This window comes from Ensifer sp. PDNC004 (assembly GCF_016919405.1).
Taxonomy (GTDB): Bacteria; Pseudomonadota; Alphaproteobacteria; order Rhizobiales; family Rhizobiaceae; genus Ensifer.
In genome coordinates, this window is the sequence record NZ_CP070352.1 from 1,343,466 (window position 1) to 1,364,426 (window position 20,961).

Annotated in this window: 15 protein-coding genes; 6 read left to right on the forward strand and 9 right to left on the reverse strand. The window is 64.1% G+C overall.

What is annotated here, in order from left to right; translation table 11 throughout:
* Position 1: 1 nt before the first annotated feature.
* The 5 genes from JVX98_RS05985 to JVX98_RS06005 all read left to right on the forward strand — a co-directional run bounded on the left by JVX98_RS05985 (position 2) and on the right by JVX98_RS06005 (position 6,228).
* Positions 2 to 1,012, forward strand: a complete 1,011-nt coding sequence (locus JVX98_RS05985) for a sugar-binding transcriptional regulator (RefSeq protein ID WP_043622624.1) — start codon at positions 2 to 4, stop codon at positions 1,010 to 1,012.
* Positions 1,009 to 2,004, forward strand: coding sequence for an aldo/keto reductase (locus tag JVX98_RS05990; protein WP_205236138.1), 996 nt, complete (start codon positions 1,009 to 1,011; stop codon positions 2,002 to 2,004). The genes JVX98_RS05985 and JVX98_RS05990 overlap by 4 nt, the downstream gene beginning before the upstream one ends.
* Before the next feature lie 12 nt (positions 2,005 to 2,016).
* Positions 2,017 to 3,765 (forward strand): glycerol-3-phosphate dehydrogenase/oxidase, encoded by a 1,749-nt coding sequence (locus JVX98_RS05995; RefSeq protein ID WP_205236139.1) that lies wholly within the window; start codon positions 2,017 to 2,019, stop codon positions 3,763 to 3,765.
* The gene (locus tag JVX98_RS06000) at positions 3,738 to 4,580 is read left to right on the forward strand and encodes a class I fructose-bisphosphate aldolase (protein WP_205236140.1); all 843 of its coding nucleotides are present in this window, start codon (positions 3,738 to 3,740) and stop codon (positions 4,578 to 4,580) included. The genes JVX98_RS05995 and JVX98_RS06000 overlap by 28 nt, the downstream gene beginning before the upstream one ends.
* Before the next feature lie 118 nt (positions 4,581 to 4,698).
* Positions 4,699 to 6,228 carry an FGGY-family carbohydrate kinase gene (locus tag JVX98_RS06005; protein ID WP_205236141.1) on the forward strand — a complete coding sequence of 510 codons (1,530 nt, stop codon included), beginning with the start codon at positions 4,699 to 4,701 and terminating at the stop codon, positions 6,226 to 6,228.
* 75 nt (positions 6,229 to 6,303) lie between these two features.
* Here the strand turns inward: JVX98_RS06005 and JVX98_RS06010 are convergent, their stop codons facing one another.
* From JVX98_RS06010 to JVX98_RS06050, 9 genes are all read right to left on the reverse strand, one after another.
* Entirely contained in the window at positions 6,304 to 6,930 is a 627-nt protein-coding gene (locus JVX98_RS06010) for an outer membrane protein (RefSeq protein WP_205236142.1), read from the reverse strand.
* Between the two features lie 203 nt (positions 6,931 to 7,133).
* Entirely contained in the window at positions 7,134 to 8,471 is a 1,338-nt protein-coding gene (locus tag JVX98_RS06015; protein ID WP_205236143.1) for a HAMP domain-containing sensor histidine kinase, read from the reverse strand.
* The gene (locus tag JVX98_RS06020; RefSeq protein ID WP_060521968.1) at positions 8,468 to 9,142 is read right to left on the reverse strand and encodes a response regulator transcription factor; all 675 of its coding nucleotides are present in this window, start codon (positions 9,140 to 9,142) and stop codon (positions 8,468 to 8,470) included. Before JVX98_RS06020 ends, JVX98_RS06015 begins: the two co-directional genes overlap by 4 nt.
* 294 nt (positions 9,143 to 9,436) lie before the next feature.
* Positions 9,437 to 11,176: a M14 family metallopeptidase gene (locus JVX98_RS06025; RefSeq protein WP_205236144.1), complete on the reverse strand. Its 1,740-nt coding sequence runs from the start codon at positions 11,174 to 11,176 to the stop codon at positions 9,437 to 9,439.
* Positions 11,173 to 12,027 carry an ABC transporter permease gene (locus tag JVX98_RS06030; protein WP_077963156.1) on the reverse strand — a complete coding sequence of 285 codons (855 nt, stop codon included), beginning with the start codon at positions 12,025 to 12,027 and terminating at the stop codon, positions 11,173 to 11,175. Before JVX98_RS06030 ends, JVX98_RS06025 begins: the two co-directional genes overlap by 4 nt.
* Positions 12,028 to 12,031: 4 nt before the next feature.
* Positions 12,032 to 12,955 (reverse strand): ABC transporter permease, encoded by a 924-nt coding sequence (locus JVX98_RS06035; RefSeq protein ID WP_192450263.1) that lies wholly within the window; start codon positions 12,953 to 12,955, stop codon positions 12,032 to 12,034.
* A 61-nt stretch (positions 12,956 to 13,016) separates the two neighbouring features.
* Positions 13,017 to 14,504, reverse strand: coding sequence for an ABC transporter substrate-binding protein (locus JVX98_RS06040; RefSeq protein ID WP_371742649.1), 1,488 nt, complete (start codon positions 14,502 to 14,504; stop codon positions 13,017 to 13,019).
* A 91-nt stretch (positions 14,505 to 14,595) separates the two neighbouring features.
* Positions 14,596 to 16,428 carry an ABC transporter ATP-binding protein gene (locus tag JVX98_RS06045; protein ID WP_205236145.1) on the reverse strand — a complete coding sequence of 611 codons (1,833 nt, stop codon included), beginning with the start codon at positions 16,426 to 16,428 and terminating at the stop codon, positions 14,596 to 14,598.
* Between the two features lie 14 nt (positions 16,429 to 16,442).
* Complete coding sequence (locus JVX98_RS06050) at positions 16,443 to 17,027, reverse strand: winged helix DNA-binding protein (protein ID WP_205236146.1); 585 nt, start codon at positions 17,025 to 17,027, stop codon at positions 16,443 to 16,445.
* Between the two features lie 121 nt (positions 17,028 to 17,148).
* On the opposite strand from JVX98_RS06050, the gene JVX98_RS06055 reads away from it, so the two are divergent.
* Complete coding sequence (locus tag JVX98_RS06055; RefSeq protein WP_205236147.1) at positions 17,149 to 20,769, forward strand: hydantoinase B/oxoprolinase family protein; 3,621 nt, start codon at positions 17,149 to 17,151, stop codon at positions 20,767 to 20,769.
* Positions 20,770 to 20,961: the final 192 nt, after the last annotated feature.

Sequence of the window (20,961 nt, forward strand, 5' to 3'; positions counted from 1 at the left end):
CATGCCGATTGCCAAACCCATTTTGTCCCAGGCTCCAACCGCGCGAGAAGAACTCGTCGTCGCGCGGCAGATGCACCAGGCGCTCGTCCTGCACTTCCTTGAAGGGCTGACCCAGTCGCAGATCGCCGACCGCCTCGGCATCTCGCAGCCGACCGTCAACCGGCTGATCAAGCGCGGCCGCCAGCTCGGTCTGGTCGAGATCAAGATCAAGTCACCGATCGAACCCTTGGTCGACATGGAAGAGCAACTGCTTGCGATCGGCGGCATCCGCCGGGCGATCGTCGTACCTACCGTCTCCGATAACCAGCAGACCGCGCTCCAGGCGGTCGGCGAGGCGGCAGCCCGCCTGCTGCTCGAGGAGATCGGCGATGGCGACACCATCTGCATCACCGGCGGCAAGGGCGTCAGCGCCGTTGTCGCCGGGCTGCAGGCGCCGCGACGCTTCGATGTCGAGGTTATCCCCGGAACGGGCTGCGTTCAGGGCAAGCACTATACGGATGTGAACCACGTCTCGACGATGATGGCGGATCGGCTTGGCGGGCGGTCCTTCCAGATCCACGCGCCGCTCTTTGCAGACAGTGCCGCCGAGCGGGCGATGCTGATCAATATGCGCTCGGTGGCCGATGTCTTCGGACGGGCGCGCGAGGCGAAGGTGGCGGTCGTCGGCATCGGTTCGATCCTTTCGGACGATTCGAGTTACTACGACCTGCACCCGTCCTCGAGCACCGACCGGGCGGCGATCGAGCGCTCTGGCGCAAGCTGCGAGCTGCTCGCCCATCTGCTCGATGATAAGGGCCAGGTCTGTGACTACAGCCTCAACCGTTCGCTGGTGTCGTTGACGCTCGAGGAATTCGCCTCGATCCCGACGAAGATCGGCGTGGCGAGCGGACCGAACAAGGCCGGGCCGATCCTCAGCGTCATGCGGGGGCACCACCTCGACACGCTGGTGACGGACGAGGCGACCGGCGAGCGCGTGCTCGCCATGGCACAAGAAAAGGGACTTCTGGCATGAGCGGGGATCAATTGATGCGGGAGATCGGCCGATCGGGCGTGACGACTTCGGCCGTCGGGCTCGGCACCTGGGCGATCGGCGGCTGGATGTGGGGCGGAACGGACGAGCGGGAATCGATCGCAGCGATCCAGGCCTCGCTTGACGCCGGCGTGACGCTCATCGATACGGCACCGGCCTATGGCCTCGGCCGCTCCGAAGAAATCGTCGGCAAGGCTTTGGCCGGCCGCCGCGACAAGGCAATCATCGCCACCAAATGCGGCCTCGTCTGGCATACGGACAAGGGGCGGCACTTCTTCGATCAGGACGGCAAGCCGGTGCATCGCTACCTCGGCCGCGATGCCATCCACCATGAAGTCGAGCAGAGCCTGAAGCGGCTCGGCACCGATTACATCGATCTCTACATCACCCACTGGCAGGACCCGACGACGCCGATCGAGGAAACGATGGCTGCACTCGAGGAGTTGCGCCAAGCCGGCAAAATCCGGGCAATCGGCGCCAGCAATGTCGGGCGCGGCGAGCTGGAACAGTACATCGCGATCGGCGGGCTCGATGCCATCCAGGAGCGCTTCAGCATGATCGATCGCGAGATCGAGGCGGAGCTTTTGCCGCTGACGCGGCGCAACGGTGTTGCGACGCTGAGCTACTCCTCGCTGGCGCTCGGGCTTCTCTCCGGCGGGATCGGACCGGAGCGGGTGTTTTCCGGCGACGACCAGCGGCGCGACAATCCGCGCCTTTCGGTCCGCAACCGCGAAAAGGTCGCGGCCTTTGCCAAGGCGATCCGGCCGGTCGCAGAGAAACATGGCGCGACGATCGCGCAGATCGTCATCGCCTGGACGCTTGCGCAGGAGGGCGTGACTTTCGCTCTGTGTGGCGCGCGCAATCCGGCGCAGGCACTCGATAATGCACGGGCCGGGACGATCCGGCTCGATCAAGACGATCTCAAGGGGATCGACGCGGCGATCGCCGCGACGCTCGTCAACATGGACAGCTAACGGACTGCCATCATGAACCGGGAAGAGATTTTCAACGGGCTCGCCAAGAGCCCGAAGGTGGACGTGTGCGTCCTCGGCGGCGGCATCAACGGCCTCAGCGTCTTTCGTGAACTGGCGCTGCAAGGGGTGAACGTGCTGCTCGTCGAGAAGCACGACTACTGTTCTGGCGCCAGTGCGGCACTGTCGCGCATGGTGCATGGCGGGCTTCGCTATCTCGAAAATGGCGAGTTCAGCCTGGTCCGGGAATCGCTGGTCGAGCGCGACCGGCTGCTGAAGAACGCGCCGCATTACGTGGCGCCGCTGCCGACGACCGTGCCGGTCTTCGACATCTTCTCGGGCCTTGCCAATGGCGCGGTGCGCTTCCTGGGATTGACACGCCGGCCAAGCCGCCGCGGTGCCATCGCCGTCAAGATGGGCCTTGGTATCTATGATTTCCTGACGCGCAAGCGGGCGCTGATGCCCAAGCACGCCTTTCGCGGGCGGCGCGCCACGCTTGCCCGCTGGCCGGCGCTCAACCCTGACATCAAGAGTTCCGCCACCTATTACGACGCCTGGGTCAGCCAGCCGGAGCGCCTCGGCATCGAACTCTTGAAGGACGGCCTTGCAGCCGGTTCTCACGCCCAGGCGCTGAACTACACGGAATTGACCCTGGCCGCACCCGGACGTTACGAACTGAAGGACGGTGTCACCGGCGCGGTCGCTGCGATCGAGCCCAGCCTCATCATCAACGCCACCGGCGGTTGGATCGACATCGCCAACGGCGCGCTGTTCCCCTCGACCTCGAAGCCGGCGCCGCTGATGGGCGGCACCAAGGGTTCGCATCTGATCATCGACAATGCCAAGCTCATGGACGCGCTCGACGGACACATGATCTACTACGAGAACGAGGATGGGCGCATCTGCATCCTCTTTCCCTATCTCGGCAAAGTGCTGGTGGGCTCGACGGACATTCGTGTCGATGATCCCGAAACCGTGCGCTGCGAAGCCGACGAGCGTGACTACATCCTGCAGTCGCTCGCCTTCGTCCTGCCCGATATCCGGATCCGACCGGAAGAGGTGGTCTTCCAGTTTTCGGGTGTCCGGCCGCTGCCGGCAAGCCAGGACAGCTTTACCGGACGCATCCCGCGCGACCATTTCTGCACCTTCGTGGAGAGCGCCGACGGCGGCCCGCCGGTGCTCTGCATGATCGGCGGCAAATGGACAACGTTCCGCTCCTTCGGCGAAATGGCGGCAGACCTCACCCTGGAACGGCTTGGACGGCAGCGCCGCGTCAGCACTGGCGAGCGCGCCATCGGTGGCGGGCAGCACTATCCCGCCGACCGCGACCGGTGGATCGATGATGTTGCAGCAGCCACCGGGCTTTCGCGGGAGCGCTTGCGCGTGCTTTTTGTCCGCTATGGGACGGGCGCGCGCGACGTCGCCGATTTCATCGCCGGCGGTGCCGACCATGCCTTGCCGCACCCGGATTACTCCGCGCGCGAGCTGCAATATCTGATCCGCAGCGAAGCCGCCGAACACCTCGACGACCTTTTGCTGCGCCGCACGACGCTTGCAATCACCGGCGCGCTCTCGCTCGACATAGTGGACGCGGTGCTCGCTCTGCTTGCCATCGAAAGGCAATGGTCGCCGCCACGTGTCACTGCCGAGCGTAAGCGATTTCTTACCTTTCTCGCCGAGCGCCATGGCGTCGACGAGCAAACCCTATCCGTACGGAACGAACAAAGGAGTGCATTATGCGAAACAACAGCAAGGTCCGGATGAACCGTCTGTTCGGCGGTGGACGTTGCCTCGACGTGGCGATCGACCACGGCGTCTGCAACGAACCGTCCTTCCTGAACGGGCTGGAAGACATGTCCGCAGTGGTCAAGGCCTTGGTTGCGGCCGCGCCGGATGCGATCCAGATGAACTATGGCCAGTCGGATCTGTTGCAGGAGGTGCCGGGCAAGGACAAGCCGGCGCTGGTGATGCGCCTCGACATGGGCAATCCCTATAACCGCATCCGCCACCGGCACATGTGGGCCGTGCTGCAGAACGAAGCCGAGCCGCTGATCGGCGCGCTGGCGATGGATGCGGCCTGCGTCGTCGTCAACCTGTTCATGCTGCCGGACGAGCCCGATCTCTTCCGCCAATGCGTCGCCAACATCTCGCGCGTGCGGGCCGATTGCGACAAGTACGGCATGCCGTTGATGATCGAGCCGCTGGTGATGCAGCCGGTCACCGAGCATGGCGGCTACATGGTCGATGGCGACGCCGAGAAGATCGTGACGTTGACCCGGCTTGCGCGCGAAATGGGTGCCGACATCGTCAAGGCCGACCCGACCACCAACGCCGAGGATTTCCATCGGGTCGTCGAGGCGGCGCGCTGCCCGGTTCTGGTGCGTGGCGGCGGCAAGGAGGATCTGCGCAACGTCTTTGAAAAATCGGCGGCCTTGATGCGCCAGGGCGCAATGGGCATGGTCTATGGGCGCAACATCTACCAGCACGCCAATCCGAGCGCCGTCGTGCGCGGCCTGATGGCGATTATCCACGAGGATGTCAGCGGCGAAGAAGCCTACGCGCTCTACCAGCGCGGTTGAAATCGCTCAGCCGGAACCGCTTCATAAGCGATGCTCCGGCGCAAGAGGAACGCTGCCGCTGTGAGGACACCGGCGGCGTTCGGGCAAAGGAATTATGGACCTTGGGAGGGGTTCGGCAATGGGTAAATATCTGCTCGGGATCGATGCTGGAAACACCGTGATCAAGACGGTACTTTTCGATCGCGACGGCAACGAGATCGCGATGGCTGCGGAAGAAGGACACAGCCACGTGCCGATGCCCGGCCACGTCGAGCGTGGGCTCGGCGAACTGTGGAGCCATGCCAAGGTGGTGATCCGCGCCTGCATCGAGCGCGCCGGCATAGATGCCAGCGAGATCGCCGCGATCGGTTGCGCCGGGCACGGCAACGGACTTTATGCGCTCGATCGAGACGGGGAACCGCTTGTCGGCATCCAGTCGCTCGACACGCGCGCCGCTGGCCTCGTCGAGGAGTGGCAGGCCGCAGGTGTCGGCGAGCGAACCTATCCGATCGCCGGACAGAAGCCCTGGCCGTCCCAAACGCCGACACTGCTTGCGTGGCTGAAGCGCCATCGGCCGGAGCAGTTTGCAAAGATCGGCACGGTGTTTCTTTGCAAGGACTTCGTCGTCAATCGCCTGACCGGCGCGCGCGTCAGCGACGTCTCGGACATGAGCGGCGCGGGTCTGCTCGATGTCGCCGGTCGGCGCTACGATGCGGTTTTGATGAAGGCCTATGGTCTCGGCGACGACATGGCGCTGCTGCCCGATCTCGCCGAAAGCGCCGATATCGTCGGACGCGTCACCGCGGAGGCGGCGGCGCAGACGGGTCTGGCTGCCGGAACACCTGTGGTCGGTGGGCTCTTCGATGTGGTCGCCTCGGCGATCGGCTCAGGCGTCACCCGCACAGGCGCTGCCTCGATCATCGCGGGCACCTGGAGCATCAACCAGGTGATCATCGATCAGCCGGATCTTTCGCGCCCGCTCTTCATGTCTTCGACCTTCGACCGCGAGCGCTACATGGCGATCGAGGCGAGTGCGACATCGGCCGCCAATCTCGAATGGCTGGTGCGCGAACTCTTCCCGCATGACGGCAAGGACGGCCGGTCGCCCTTCGATCTCTGCTGCCAGCTGGCCGCCGAGATCACGCCGGCCGCGGATGATCCGCTTTATCATCCGTTCCTCTATGGCGCGCAGCAGGATGGCAACGCGCGGGCGGGCTTCTACGGCGTTGCAGGCTGGCACGGCAAGGGGCATCTGGTCCGCGCCTTGCTTGAAGGCGTCGCCTTCGGCCATCGCCAGCATATCGCGGCGTTGCGCGCGGCCGGCGCGCGCTTCGAGGATGCGGTCCTTTCGGGTGGCGGATCGCGCAGCCTGATCTGGCCACAGATCTTCGCCGACGTGCTCGACGTGCCGGTCACCGTCGCCCGTTCGCGCGAGACCGGCGCGCTCGGTGCGGCGATCACGGCCGGCGCCGGCATCGGCCTTTTCGCTGATATCTCCGCCGGTGCGGCGGCGATGGTCAAGGCCGAGCGTCACTACCGGCCGAACCCGGCACTCGCCGCGCATTACGACAGGCGCTTTGCACTTTACGGCGAGATCGCCGCCGCCATGGCGCCGATCTGGCGTCGGCTGGCGACGCCCGAGCGATCGGCGCGGGAAGCGGCGGAGTGATCAAGGTAGGGGCATCGATCTGTCGGGGCGCTGCTGGGAGGAACGTTGCAGCGCCGCCACAAACCGCCTGACCCGTCAGAAACGCATATTGATGCCGGCCTTGATGACGTGGCTGTTGATGTCCTTCTCGCTGGAGCCGGAACTCGTGTAGGTGCGGACATCGGGCGTCGTGATGTAGTTGTATTCGAGCTTGGCGGAGAGGCCGCCGGCAAAGGCCTGCTCCACGCCGGCGCCGAGCAGATAGCCGCCCTTGAAGCCGACGTCGTTACGCACGTCGCCGCCCTTCTTGTAGCTGGTCATGGCATAACCGGCCGTGCCGTAGACAAGCGTCTGGTCGAAGGTGAGACCCGCCTTCGCCTTGATCGCGCCGCGCCATTTCTCCTTGAGCTTGCCGCCATTGACCTTGTGCTCGGTGTCGCCAAGATAGGAGCCTTCGATTTCCGCGCCGACGATGCCGGGTCCGGCCTGCATGTTGTAGCCGGCCTGGACGCCGAGTGCGACGCCGTTGCGGTCGGCGAACGGGTTGGGGCTGCCGGTAAAGCCAAGGCCGCCATGGGCGCCGACATAGGCACCGCTCCAGCTGAAGGCTGGCGGGTCCTGATAGGTGGGGGCGGAGAAATCAGCCGCCCGGGACGATTGTGCGCCGCAGAGGGCGAGGAGGGTAAGACCCGACCAGATGGAAAGCTTGCTGGACTGCCGCATTTTGTTGCTCCGTGCATAGGAAACGCGCCTTGGTGGCGCTTGCGTCCTCCCATGCGCGCTTCACCTTCGGGGCGAGATGGTCATGTTTGGACGGTACACCGCCTTTGTCGGCCTCGCGGATTGCATCAACATTGCGCAACTTTCCTAAGCTGCTGATTTTGTTGTTAGTTGTCTGTTAACCATAAGCCCCACGGAGACATGACCTAGCCGGTCGGCAAGGTGATCCGGAAGCAGGCGCCACCGGCGGGATCGTCGACAACGGAGATATGGCCCTTGTGGCGGCCGATGATTTCGCTGACGAGATGCAAGCCGAGGCCGGCGCCGTGGTCCCGCGGCTGCAGGCGATGGAAGGGCTCGAAGATCCGCGCGCGTTCCCGTTCCGGGATGCCGGGGCCTTCGTCGGTAACCTCGATCACGCCGCCGCGCTCCACCCGGATCGTGATCAGGCCACCGGCGTGTTCGATGGCGTTGCGCACGAGATTGGTGACCGCCCGCTCGATGGCGCCGGTATCGCCGCGTACGATGACGCGCTCGATGCCCGGTGCAAAGGAAAGCTCGCAACCGGCCGAAAGCGCCAGCGGAGCAAGGTCTGCCGTCACGTCACGGCAGAGCGATACCAGGTCGAGCGTGGAGAAATCCGTGCCGTCGCGATCGATACGTTCGAGGTCGAGCAACTGTTCGGCAAGGCCGGCAATGCGATTGGAATCGATCAGCAGGCGGTTCCTGAGCGGGCCGGCCTCCATGCTTTCCAGGCGCGTGTGCAGGATCGCGACTGGGGTGCGAAGCTCGTGCGCGGCATCGAGGATGAAGCGCTGGCGGCGCTCGTAGCCTTCATCGAGCCGCTGCAGCGCGCCGTTGAAGGCTTCGACGAGCGGCCGCACTTCGCCTGGAATGCGATGATCGGGCAGCCGAGCGCCGCGGCGGTCGACATCGATCGTCTTGGCCTGGTCGACAACCTCGGCGAGGCCGGCAAAGGCGCGCCTTACAATGATCGGAATTGCGAAGGCCGGGATCAGCACCACGATCAGGACGATCGGCAGCAGCAGCAGGTTGGCCAGGATGAATACCGCGAAGGACGCGCTCCAGAGCCGCCCGCCGCCGGCAAGCACTGTGTAGGTGCCGCTGTCCGTGGTTACCGAGCGCACGATCGACGAGAGCGTATAGGGCTCGATGCTGTCGCGCATATCGCCAAAGGCGATGCGGTCGAGGTGCTCGCCGATGCTGCGATAGGCGTCCGGCACCGGACCGCTGCGGATCATCTCGCCGCGTTCGTTCCGCGCGACGAACCAGAAATCGGCGGACTCGGCCCGCATGGCAAGCAGTTGCGGCGTCTCCACAAGCGTCAATCCACCCGCGGGATCTGGCCGGATTGCCCCGGCTGCGATCGATGCGGCATCGGCGTCGAGGAACTTGCCGCCGAGATCGGCGCGCGTCAGCAAGGCCATGAAACCGGCGATGACCGCCATCAGCAGCAGCACCTGAAAGGTCAGGATCTGCCAGATCAGGCGTTTCTTCAGCGAGTTGGTGGAAACGTTCGTCATGGAGAGGGTCTCAGGAGGTAGCCGACGCCGCGGATGCTGTGAATTTCGACACCGGCACCGGTTTCAGAGAGCTTCCGGCGCAGCCGCGAAACATGCGCGTCGAGGGAGTTGGACTGGATTTCGTCGTCATAGCCATAGACGGATTCTTCCAGCGTCGAGCGCTGCACCGTGCGCCCCTGCCGGCGCGCCAATGCCTCCAGTACCAGGAGCTCCCGCCGCGGCAGGTCCAGCACCCGGCCGTCGACGCGGGCCTGTCTGCCTTCGAAATCGAAGATCAACTGGCCGATGCGGGCGGTGATCGGCGCAATGTCCGGCGAACGCCGCATCAGGGCGCGGATGCGCGCCAGCAGTTCCTCCACGGCAAACGGTTTGGCGAGATAGTCGTCGGCGCCCATGTCCAGCCCCCGTACCCGTTCGTCGATGGCGCTGCGCGCCGTCAGCACGATCACCGGGATACCCGATCGCAGCGCGCGCACCCGCGGGATCAGCGACAGGCCATCGCCATCGGGCAATTGCCGGTCGAGGATGATGCCGTCGTGAACCTGGTTGGCCAGCGCCGCCATTGCATGGTCGATCGACGGTGCGTGGTCGAGGATCATGTCATAGCGGCTGAGTGCGGCGCTGAGCGCGGCCGCCATTTCCAGCTCATCCTCGACAAGGAGCAGGCGCATTGAATATCTCCGAATCCGATAGGCGTGTCTCGTTCACGTCTGGTGGACGAGGATTGCAACAACGTTGCGGCCTTTCCTGCCTTTTTAGCGGCGAGGGCGGGTGCCCGACAATGCGGCACCGGGGAGGCTTACGGTATTCGGATGGGACGGAGAGAATGCCCGCGCATTCGCGGCGGGCTATCGGAGGAGTGCCAGTAAAGTCGCCTTGCGCGAGGTGCAGATCGTCAAACAATGTGCCGCTGCGCAAGGGCACGCAGCGGCACGGACCGGCCGTGGGCCGGTCGATGGTGGCGGTCAGGCGACCGCCATGATCCGCTGGAATGCGTCATAGGCCGCGAGCACCGTTTCCTTCTGCGCCTCGTGGCCGGCGATGAAGGCATCGCCGTAGATGGTCTCGTCGGGATATTCGGTGATCAGCGTCAGCGGTGCCGTGTGGCGGTCGTCGACCGAGATCATGCACGGGAAGCCGTTGATGATGCGGAAGCCGGTTTCGCCGGCATGGGTCTCGTAAAGTGCGATCTGGGCGTCGTTATAGGCGATCAGGCCAGGAACGGCGGCGAGCCGCTCGGTGACGTCTGCGATCAGCTGTTCGGCGCGCGCTTCCCATTCGGCGTGGTGGCGCATGATCAGGAAGAAGCCCTTGGGCAGGGTCCACATGGCAAAGCCGCGCGGTACGTAGCCCGAAAGCGGTCGCGTCCATTCATGCGAGGGATAGCCGTGCAGGTTGACGTGCAGCTGCGCGCCCGTCAGCCGCTCGGCCTCCTTGCGGATCTCGCGCTCGTTGAGTGCGGCACCCGTACGGTATTCGAGATCGTCGCCAAGGGCGGTGTAGCGGGCGGCGTGGTGCATGTGCAGCGGGTTGTCCAACCGCAGCCGCTGGTGCACGGCGTAGCCGTCGGGGTTTTCGAGCGGCGAGATGGTGAAGTGGCTGCCGGCGCGGGCGCCAAGCGTCTGGGCGGCACGTAGCACGCCGACGATGCCGGTCGTCTCGTTCGGGTGCTGACCGCCGCTGATCATCACAGGGGCGTCGGTTCCCTTGTGGTAGCGGGCCTTCACCGGCCGGCCGGCACGCGACTTGGCCTCGAAGGGCTCGCCGTCGATCGCCGCGAGTTCGGCGTGGATCTGCGCCACCGCCAGCGGTGCCTCGGCGGTATTAAGCGGCAGGGTTTCACCGTCGACATCGGTCGCCTGCAGCGGCAGCACTTTGACGACGACGGTTGGCTTGCCGACGCCGAAGACGATTTCCGGTACAATCTGGCCCGGCTTTAGGCCGCGGTCGCCGAGCGGACGTCCGGACTTCTTCTGGAAGACTTCGAGCAGCGAGAAATAGAAGTCCTCGTGCAGCGCCTCGCGAAGGCTGATGACCTCTTCGCCGACCGGCAGGCGGAAGTCGGTGATCGGCAGGGTGGCGCGGATGTTGAGCTCTTCGAAATAGGGCTCGCTGTCGCCCCAGGCGTGATCGGCGATCGCCTGCATCGTACCGGCAAACAGCCGCTCGTAATCGGTCTCGAGGTGGCACTCGCGATGTTTGTCGCAGCCCTCGTCGAGGCGGATCCAGCCCGTCGGCGAAAGCAGCGTTTCGCCGATGAAATCGGTGTGGATACGGTTCGGGGCAAAGACCGCGTGGCTCTCCTTCCGTCCGTCACGGAAGGTCAGCGCGACATCGTAAGTGAAGGCTTTGGCGCTACCGGCCGCAAAGTGGATCTCGGCATCGCCGAGGAGGGCTGCGAGCGGATAGGCTTCGAGCAGGAAGCGGTTCTGGGGGGCGCCCTCGTGCTGGGGATAGCGGACGATGACGTTCGCGAGGGCCGCGCGATCCACTTCTTCAAGGAAGAAATGCAGCAGCGGCTTGTAGGCGCTCCTGAGCGCCGCCTTGACGCCAAAGCTTGCGAGCTTCTGTTCGGCCGCCTTGCGGCTGGCGGCATCGTCGAACAGCCAGGCTTCGAGCTTGGTGCCGCGGGCGGCTTCCTTGCCGTAGGTGGTCAGAAGCGTATCGAGCGTGCGCTCGAAGGCGCCTTCGAAAATCGTCGTCATCGTGAGGTTCTACCGGTTGGGTCGAGGCTGTCACGCAGCCAGTCGCCGAGAAGATTGAGGCCGAGAACGGTCAAGAGGATCGCAAGGCCCGGGAAGACGCTGACCCACCAGGCGTTCTGCAGGTAGGTACGACCGTCGGCGAGCATGCCGCCCCAGCTCGGGATCAGCGGATCGACGCCGAGACCGAGGAAGGTAAGGCTGCTTTCGAGCAGGATGTTGTTGGCGACGTTGAGCGTCATCAGGACGATGACCGGGCCGATCAGGTTCGGCAGCAGGTGCTGGAACAGGATCTTGTAGTCGCGCACGCCGATGGCGCGGGCCGACTGGATGAATTCCCGCTCGCGCAGCGACAGCACCGAGCCGCGCACGAGGCGGGCATATTGTACCCATTGCGACACGATCAAGAGGATGATGGTGTTGCCGAGCCCGCCGCCGACGATGGCGATGAAGGTGATCGCGAGGAGAATGAAGGGGAGCGCGAGCTGAACGTCGGCAAAGCGCATGACGATCATGTCCCAGAAGCCGCGATAGTAGCCCGAGACGAGCCCCATGACCACGCCGACGACGACAGCGCCGGCAACCGAGGTCAGGCCGACGAGCAGCGAGATCTTGCCGCCGGCGACGACACGGGCAAGCACGTCGCGGCCGAGCGGGTCGGTTCCGAGCGGATGCGCCCAGTTGACGAAGGGCGGCGTCAGCCGCGCCATCAGGTCGATCTTGTCGACGCCACCGGGAAAGAGCACGCCGGAGAAAAGAACGGCGAGGCAGATGCCGCCGGTAAGCAACGCACCGAGGATGAATTCGAGATTGCGGAAACGGGCAAAGCGGGAGTTTGCAGCCTTTGACGTCATCGGCTCACTCCGTCCGGATGCGCGGATCGACGAGGCCATAGGCGATGTCGACCAGAAGATTGACGAACACGATCATCAGAGAAAGCACTGTTATGACCGCCTGAAGCACGGGGTAGTCGCGCGAGGCGACCGCATCGAAGGCGAGTGTGCCCATGCCCGGCCAGTTGAAGACGAGCTCGACGACGACGATGCCGCCGAGCAGACCGCCGAACTGCAGGCCGAAATAGGTGATCAGCGGGATGGCGCAGTTACGAAGCGCATGCTTGTAGAGCACCTTGCTTTCGCTGAGGCCCTTGGCGCGGGCAACCATAATGTATTGCGACTGCAGGGTTTCGAGCATCGCCGTGCGCACCAGTCGCACATTGGTCGCGGTCAGGATGATGCCCATGGTCAGCGCCGGCATGATGAAGCTCGCAAAACCGTCCATGCCGCTCGGCGGCAGCCATTTCAGGACGATCGAGAACAGCAGCACCAGCATGATCGCCAGCCAGAAATTCGGGAAGGAGAGCCCGATCAGTGACAGAATGCGGATCGTCTGGTCGGCCCATTTGCCGCGGGCGACGGCGGCGCGGATGCCGAGCGGAATGGAAATGGCGATCGAGACGATCAGCGAGGCAAAGGCAAGCAGCATGGTGGCTGGCAGCGCCGAGGCGATCAGCTGCGAGACAGGGGTGCCGCCCATGAACGAACGGCCGAAGTCGAGCCTGAACATGCCTGTGATGAAGTCGTAGTACTGCGAAAGGAACGGCTGGTTGAGGCCGAGACCTTCGCGGATGCGCACGAGGTCTTCCTCGGTGACGCTGCCGGCACCCTGGGCCAGCATCAGCGCGGGGTCACCGGTGAACCGGATGGCATAGGAGACGGTCAGTGTCACGACGAACACGACGAAAACCGCCTGCAGAAAACGTTTGATCAGAAATCCGGCCAAGTGACCCGCCCTTTAAGGAAAATGGTCCGCCGCCCCGAAGCGGCGGCGGACCGCACTGTTTTTACTCGACCGTCACATCCGTCAGCCGCAGGCGGCTGTCCGGCACCGGCACGAAATTCTTGACGCGCTTGCTCACGCCGAAGATGGCGTTGAGGTTGTAGAGCGGCATCTCGAGCGAACGATCGGCGGCGTAGTTGGCGATCTGCTTGAGGATTTCCTCGCGCTTCGCCTGATCGGTGATCGAACGCTGCGACTCGAGCAGCTTGTCGAGTTCCGCGTCCTTGTCGTAGGGGTTCCACTTTTCGCCGGAGTGGTACATCGAGTAGGCGGTGTTGTCGTAGTCGAGCGTCCAGCCGCCCCAGGACTGCTGGAACATCGCGCCGGTCTTGCCGGCCGGAATGATGTCGTTCAGCAGAACGTTGGTTTCATACGGCTTGATCGTCGCGTTGATGCCGATCAGTTGCAGGTAGCTGGCGACCGCCTGCACGACCTCGTTGAAGGTCGCGTCGTTGCCGCGAACGTCGATCTGGACCGTTGCGCCCGGCGCAACGCCAGCTTCCTTGAGAAGCGCCTTGGCCTGTTCCGGATCGTAAGGCAGCGGCTTCATCGCCGGGTCGAAGCCGAAGGAGAGCTTGCCCTGGAAGCTGGCGATCGGGTCTGCCTGGCCGCCGAGGATCGACTGGATGATGGTGTCGCGGTCGACGCCGAGGATCAGCGCCTTGCGGACCTTCGGATCCTTGGTGATGCCGTCGCGGGTGTTGAAGCGCAGCGCATAGACCGTCGGGCCGGCGCTGGTGACGATCTCCAGGTTGCTGTCGTCCTGGATCGTCGGGATCATGCCGATCGGAATGGTCGGCGGGATGACGAGATCGACGCGGCCTGCCTGCAGTTCGGCAACGGCGGTCGCCGGCTCCGAGATGAAGCGGTAGTTGAGGTTGGAAAGCTTCGGCGCGCCGCCCCAATGATCGGCGAAGGCTTCGAGCTTGATGCCGACCTTTGGCTCATAGGAGACGAACTTGAACGGGCCGGTACCAACAGGATGGGCGTTGAAGTAGTCTTCGCCCTTTTCCTGGATATACTTCGGCGGCACGATCATCGCGCCGTAGCCGGCGAGCTTGGTGAGAAGCACCGGATCCGGGGTCTTGAGAACGAGGTCGACGGTCTTTTCGTCGACGATCTCGACCTTCTCGATCACGGCATAGTTGGACTTCTGCGGGCCCTTGGAACCTTCTTCGCCGAGCAGGCGGTCGAAGGTGAACTTCACCGCTTCGGCGTTGAAGGGCTCGCCATTGTGGAACTTAACGCCTTCGCGCAGCGTGAAGCGCAGGCGCTTGCCGCCGTCGAGCTCTTCCCAGGCGGTCGCAAGACCGGGCACGAGCTTCAAGTCGGGGCCGCGATAGGTCAGGCCGTCATAGATGTTGGTGGCAACCGACGCCCAGTTGACGAGGAAGGTGTCGACCGGGTCCCAGCTTCCCGGATCCTGCGGCGAAGACACCGTCAGCGTGCCCGCGGCAAAGGCCGGGGCTGCGGTCATGAAACTGCCCGCCATCGCAAGGGCGATGAAAGCGGCGTGGATCCCCTTTTTGTTGATCATTTACTCACTCCTGTTTCGACAGCCTTCTTCAAAGAAAGAAAGCGGCTCACGCACCCTTGGCCACAAAATGGCCAGGGGCGATCTCTTTGCGCGGCAGAACCGCGGGTTCGTCGCCGACACGACGGATCGGGCTCGGGATTTCGCCTTCGAGCATCGCGCGTTCGCGGCCTTTGCCGGGCTCGGCGACGGGCACTGCGGAAAGCAGCCGGCGCGTATAGGGATGACCAGGCGTTTCGAATACCTGCTGGCGGCTGCCGAATTCCATGACCTGGCCGAGATAGAGCACGGCTACACGGTGGCTCATGCGCTCGACGACCGCCATGTCATGGCTGATGAACAGATAGGCGAGGCCTTCCTGCTCCTGCAGTTCCATGAACAGGTTGATGATTTGCGCCTGGATGGAGACGTCGAGGGCCGACAGCGCCTCGTCGGCGATGATCAGCTTGGGGCGGGAGGCGAGCGCACGGGCGATACAGACGCGCTGACGCTGGCCGCCGGAGAATTCATGCGGATAGCGCTTGGCATGCGCGGCCGTCAGGCCGACGCGCTCCAGCAGTTCATGCACGCGCTTTTCGATTTCCTTTTCGCCAAGGATCAGGCCATGGGTGCGGATCGGCTCTGCGATCGAGAAGCCCACCGTCTTGCGCGGGTCGAGCGAGGCGAAAGGATCCTGGAAGATGTACTGGATTTCCTGCTTCAGCCGCTGCCGCTCGGCATAGCTCATGGCCGAGACCGGCCGGCCGCCGAAAAGGATCTCGCCGGAGGTTGCGCTCTGCAGCTGCTGGATCGTGCGGCCGATCGTCGACTTGCCGGAACCGCTCTCGCCGACGAGCGCTAGCGTCTCGCCCGGAAAGATCTCGAAGCTGACATTCTCGATGGCGTGCACGCGATGCGTCGCCTTGCCGAACAGGTTCTTGCGCACGTCGAAGCGGGTGACGAGGTCGCGCACCGAAAGGATCGGTGCTGCGTCGTAGCGGGCGGTGCGCTGGATATGGGTTTCGCCGACACGTTTCGGCTCGCCGTCCACCATCATGGTCAGCAGCAAGCGCTTCGGGAATTCCTCGCCGGTCATGCTGCCGAGCTTCGGCACGGCGGAAAGCAGCGTCTGGGTGTAGGGGTGCTTGGGGCTTGCGAAGATCTCGTCGACCGGGCCTTCCTCGACCTTGCGACCCTTCCACATGACGACGACGTCGTCGGCCATTTCGGCAACCACGCCCATGTCATGGGTAATGAAGATTACCGCCATGCCGAGTTCCTTCTGCAGGTCTCGGATGATCGTCAGGATCTGCGCCTGGATGGTGACGTCGAGCGCCGTCGTCGGCTCGTCGGCAATCAGAAGCTTCGGCCGGCAGGCGAGCGCCATGGCGATCATGACGCGCTGGCGCATGCCGCCCGAGAGCTGATGCGGATAACGGCCGATCAGTTCGGCGCTGTCGGGAAGGCGGACCATGTCGAGCAGGCGGCGCGTCTCGACGAGCGCTTCGGCCTTGGTCATCTTCTCATGCAGCATAAGCACTTCGGCGACCTGGTCGCCGATGGTGAAGACCGGGTTCAGCGAGGTCATCGGCTCCTGGAAGATCATGGCGATCTCCTTGCCGCGGATGGCGCGCATGGTCTTCTGCGGTGCAGCTGTCAGGTCGATCTCGCCGTCCTTGCCGCGAAACAGGATGCGCCCGGTCGGAAACTGGCCGCCCATCATGTCGGCGAGCCGCATGATCGACAGCGAGGTCACCGATTTGCCGGAGCCGGATTCGCCGACGATTGCCAATGTGCGCCCCGGAGTTACCGTGAAGCTCAGGTCTTCGACGACGGGATTGCCGTTGAAGGCGACGGAAAGCTTCTCAACGGCGAGCAATGGCGCAGGCTTTTCGACGGTCACGCGGTCTTCCTCGTTTAAAGTGTGGTCGCGGCGCGCGCGGACTGTTCATAGGCGCCCGACATGAAACGCAGGACGGCGGCGATTTCGGAGAGTGTCTCTTCGGAGGGGCGGGCCTTTGCAGTCGAGGAGACCAGGAGGCTTTCGCGGATCTTCGCGTAGCGGCTGCAGGCGTCCGACCCCTTGTCGGTGATGCGGATGGTTTTTTCCTTGCCTTCCTTGCCCGTCGTCACCAGGCCCGCGGCCTCGAGCTTGCGGATCGCATAGGTCGCGACATGCGTGTCTTCGATGTCGAGCACGAGACAGATGTCGGCGAGCTTCTTGCCGCGATCGCGATGACGGATCGTGTGCAGAATCAGGATTTCGATCGGCGAAAGACCGGGAACGCCGGCAGCCGCCATGCAGCGCATCATCCAGCGATGAAAGGCGTGCGACGCGAGAATCAACCCGTATTCGACCTCGGAGAGGCCGGGAGAGCCGCCTTCGGCAAGGTGCGCGGAAGAGACGATCGGGCCGATGGCCGCGACCGGCTTTAAATGTTCGGGCAGGGCGTTTTCGGCCCATTCCCGTCCTTCGAAGCTCTCCTCCGACTTCTTCGTCATTCAGCTCTTCCTCATCTTGACGATTTTATGTCATCATTTTATCGACATTTTGTCAACGAACTGCTTTGATGAATTTCCGGGCTTGCACAATGATGCGGCTCGCGAACGAGAGGGATGGACAATGAGCGCACGCGAAACCGGCAGTTGGGACTTCTGGATCGACCGTGGCGGCACCTTCACCGATGTCATCGGTCGCGATCCGCAGGGCAATCTGCATGCGCGCAAGGTGCTTTCGGAAAATCCCGAGGCCTACCGCGACGCGGCCGTGCAGGGCATTCGCCTGCATCTCGGCCTTGCGACCGGTGCGCCGATCCCGACCGGTCTCATCGGCGAAGTGCGCATGGGCACGACGGTTGCCACCAATGCGCTGCTCGAGCGCAAGGGCGAACCCTTGGCGCTGGTGACGACGAAGGGTTTCCGCGACGCGCTGAAGATCGGCTATCAGGAGCGAAAGAAGATCTTCGCGACCGAAATCATCAAGCCGGAAGCGCTCTACCAGGATATCGTTGAGCTTGACGAGCGTGTGCTGGCCGACGGTATCGTCGAGCAGCCGCTCGACGAGGCAAAGGCGCGCGTTGCCCTCGAAGATCTCAAGGGCAAGGGCTACAAAGCCGTCGCCATCGTCTTCATGCATGCCTACAAATACCCGGAGCATGAGGCGGCCGTTGCCCGCATCGCCCGTGAGCTCGGCTTCGAACAGGTCTCCGTCAGCCATGAAGTCTCGCCGCTGATCAAATATGTCGGCCGCGGCGACACCACCGTCATCGATGCCTATCTCTCCCCGGTTCTGCGCCGCTACGTTGCCCAGGTCTCCGGCGAACTCGATATTGCCCGCACCGGCGCGCGCGTCATGTTCATGATGTCATCCGGCGGCCTGACGGCAGCGGAGATGTTCCAGGGCAAGGACGCCATTCTCTCCGGTCCGGCCGGCGGTGTCGTCGGGCTGGCCAAGACCGGTGAAGCCGCGGGCTTTGATCGCGTCATCGGCTTCGACATGGGCGGCACCTCCACCGATGTCGCCCATTTCGACGGCGAATATGAGCGCGCGTTCGAGACCGAGGTTGCCGGCGTGCGCGTGCGCGCACCAATGATGCTGATCCACACCGTTGCCGCCGGCGGCGGCTCGATCCTGCATTTCGACGGCGAGCGCTTCCGTGTCGGCCCGGACTCCGCCGGCGCCAACCCTGGCCCCGCCTGCTACCGCAACGGCGGCCCGCTCGCGGTTACCGATGCCAATGTCATGCTCGGCAAGCTGATGCCGGACTTCTTCCCGGCGCTCTTCGGCCCGAACCAGGACGAGCGTCTCGATGTCGAGACCGTGCGTGGCCGCTTTGCCGCCATGGCAACCGAGATCGGCGATGGACGCAGCCCCGAGGACGTGGCCGACGGTTTCATCCGCATTGCCGTTGCCAACATGGTCGAGGCGATCAAGAAGATTTCCGTGCAGCGCGGCTATGACGTCACGCGCTATGCGCTCAGCTGCTTCGGCGGCGCCGGCGGCCAGCACGCCTGCCTCGTTGCCGATCAGCTCGGCATGAAGAGCATTCTCGTACACCCGATGTCCGGCCTGCTTTCGGCCTATGGCATGGGGCTCGCCGATATCCGCTCGACCCGCCAGAAGGCGCTCGGCGTCGCGCTCGACGACCAGGCGCCGGCAGCGCTGAGCACGCTTGGCGCCGAACTGGAGGTCGAATGCCGCGGCGAACTGGAGGCACAGGGGATCGCCCGCGACGAGATCCGCACCCATCTGCGTGCCCATATCCGCTACGCCGGCACCGACACGGTGCTCGCGGTCGACGCAACCTACCCCGCCCATGACGACATCGCCCGCCTGCGCGCCGAGTTCGAAACCTTGCACAAGCGCCGCTTCGGCTTCGTTGCCGACAATAAGGCGCTGGTCATCGATGCCGTCGAAGTCGAGACGGTCGGCGGTGGTGCTGCCCAGATGGAACGCGAAGGCGCGTCCGTCACCACGGGCATCCCCGACGTTTCACGCCGCACCCGCTTCTATTCGCAAGGCCAGTTCCACGACGCGCCGGTCGTCCTGCGCGCCGAACTGAGCCCCGGCCAGCGGCTCGACGGCCCGGCGATCATCATCGAACCGAACCAGACCGTCGTCGTCGAAGACGGCTGGCAGGCGGAACTGACCGCCAAGGACCATATCGTGCTTCGCCGCGTTAAGGTGCTGCAGCAGCAAAGCGCGATCGGCACCCATGCCGATCCGGTCATGCTGGAGATCTTCAACAACCTGTTCATGTCGATCGCCGAGCAGATGGGCGTGACGCTGCAGAACACGGCCTATTCGGTCAACATCAAGGAGCGGCTCGATTTCTCCTGCGCCGTCTTCGACAACAGAGGCAACCTCGTCGCCAATGCCCCGCACATGCCGGTGCATCTCGGCTCCATGGACGCCTCGGTCGCGACCGCGATCCGCGAAAACCCGGTCATCCATCCGGGCGACGTGTTCCTGATCAACGCGCCCTATAACGGCGGCACGCACCTGCCTGACCTCACCGTTTGCACGCCCGTCTTCGACGATGCCGGACAAGAGATCCGCTTCTGGGTCGCCAGCCGCGGCCACCATGCCGATATCGGCGGCATTTCGCCGGGCTCGATGTCGCCGCTTGCCACCAATATCGAGGAGGAAGGCGTCTATATCGACAACTTCAAGCTCATCGATGCCGGCCGCTTCTGCGAAGCGGAGCTCGAAACGCTTCTGAACGGTGCTCGTTATCCGGTGCGCAACATCCTGCAGAACGTCAACGACCTGAAGGCGCAAGTTGCGGCCAACGAAAAGGGCGTCGCCGAACTGAAGAAGATGATCGCCCAGTTCGGCGAGGATGTGGTCGAGGCCTATATGGGCCACGTCCAGGACAATGCCGCCGAGAGCGTGCGCCGCGTGCTCGACCAGTTGCCGGACGGCGAGTTCTCCTACGAGATGGACCAGGGCTGCAGCATCGTGGTCAAGATCACCGTCGACCGCGACAAGCGCGAGGCGACGGTCGATTTCACCGGCACGTCCGAGCAGCGCGGCGACAACTTCAATGCGCCGGCGCCTGTCACCCGCGCGGCGGTTCTCTATGTCTTCCGCGTGCTCGTCGAGGCCGACATCCCGATGAATGCCGGTTGCCTGCGTCCGATCCACATCGTCATCCCCGAGGGCACGATGCTGACGCCGCGCTATCCGGCCGCTGTCGTCGCCGGCAATGTCGAGGTCAGCCAGGCTGTGACGAACTGCCTGTTCGGTGCGGTCCAGAGCCAGGCGGGCGCGCAAGGGACGATGAACAATCTGACCTTCGGCAACGACAACTATCAGTATTACGAGACGATCTGCTCCGGCGCGCCGGCCGGTCCCGGCTATAACGGTGCCGATGCGGTTCACACGCACATGACCAACTCGCGCCTCACCGACCCGGAAATCCTCGAAACCCGCTTCCCGGTGGTGCTCGAAGACTTCCACATTCGCCTCGGCTCCGGCGGTCGTGGCCAGTGGCACGCCGGCAACGGCACGAAGCGCACGATCCGGGCGCGCGAAACGCTCGATTTCGCGATCCTCTCCGGACATCGCCGTGTCGCGCCCTTCGGCATCAAGGGCGGCAGCCCGGGTGAACTCGGCCGCAACATCGTTCGCCGCAATGACGGCCGGACGGAGGAGCTGTCGGGCTGTGCCCACACGGTGCTCGAGGCGGGCGAAGCCTTTACCGTGGTGACGCCGACCGGCGGCGGCTACGGCCGGTCATAAGCCGGAAAGACTGAAATCTCCCAAGACTGCTGCGGTGGTCTGCGGGCGGGCGAGCGATCGTCCGCCCGTTTTTCGTTCTGGGATATGCGCACTTTCTTGTGCTGCAACTGCGAAAAGACGCGATCGCTTTTTTAACCTGAATTTAAATTCGAAATTACTAAGTGCTTATCGGTCAGTGCGCGCCCGACCTCC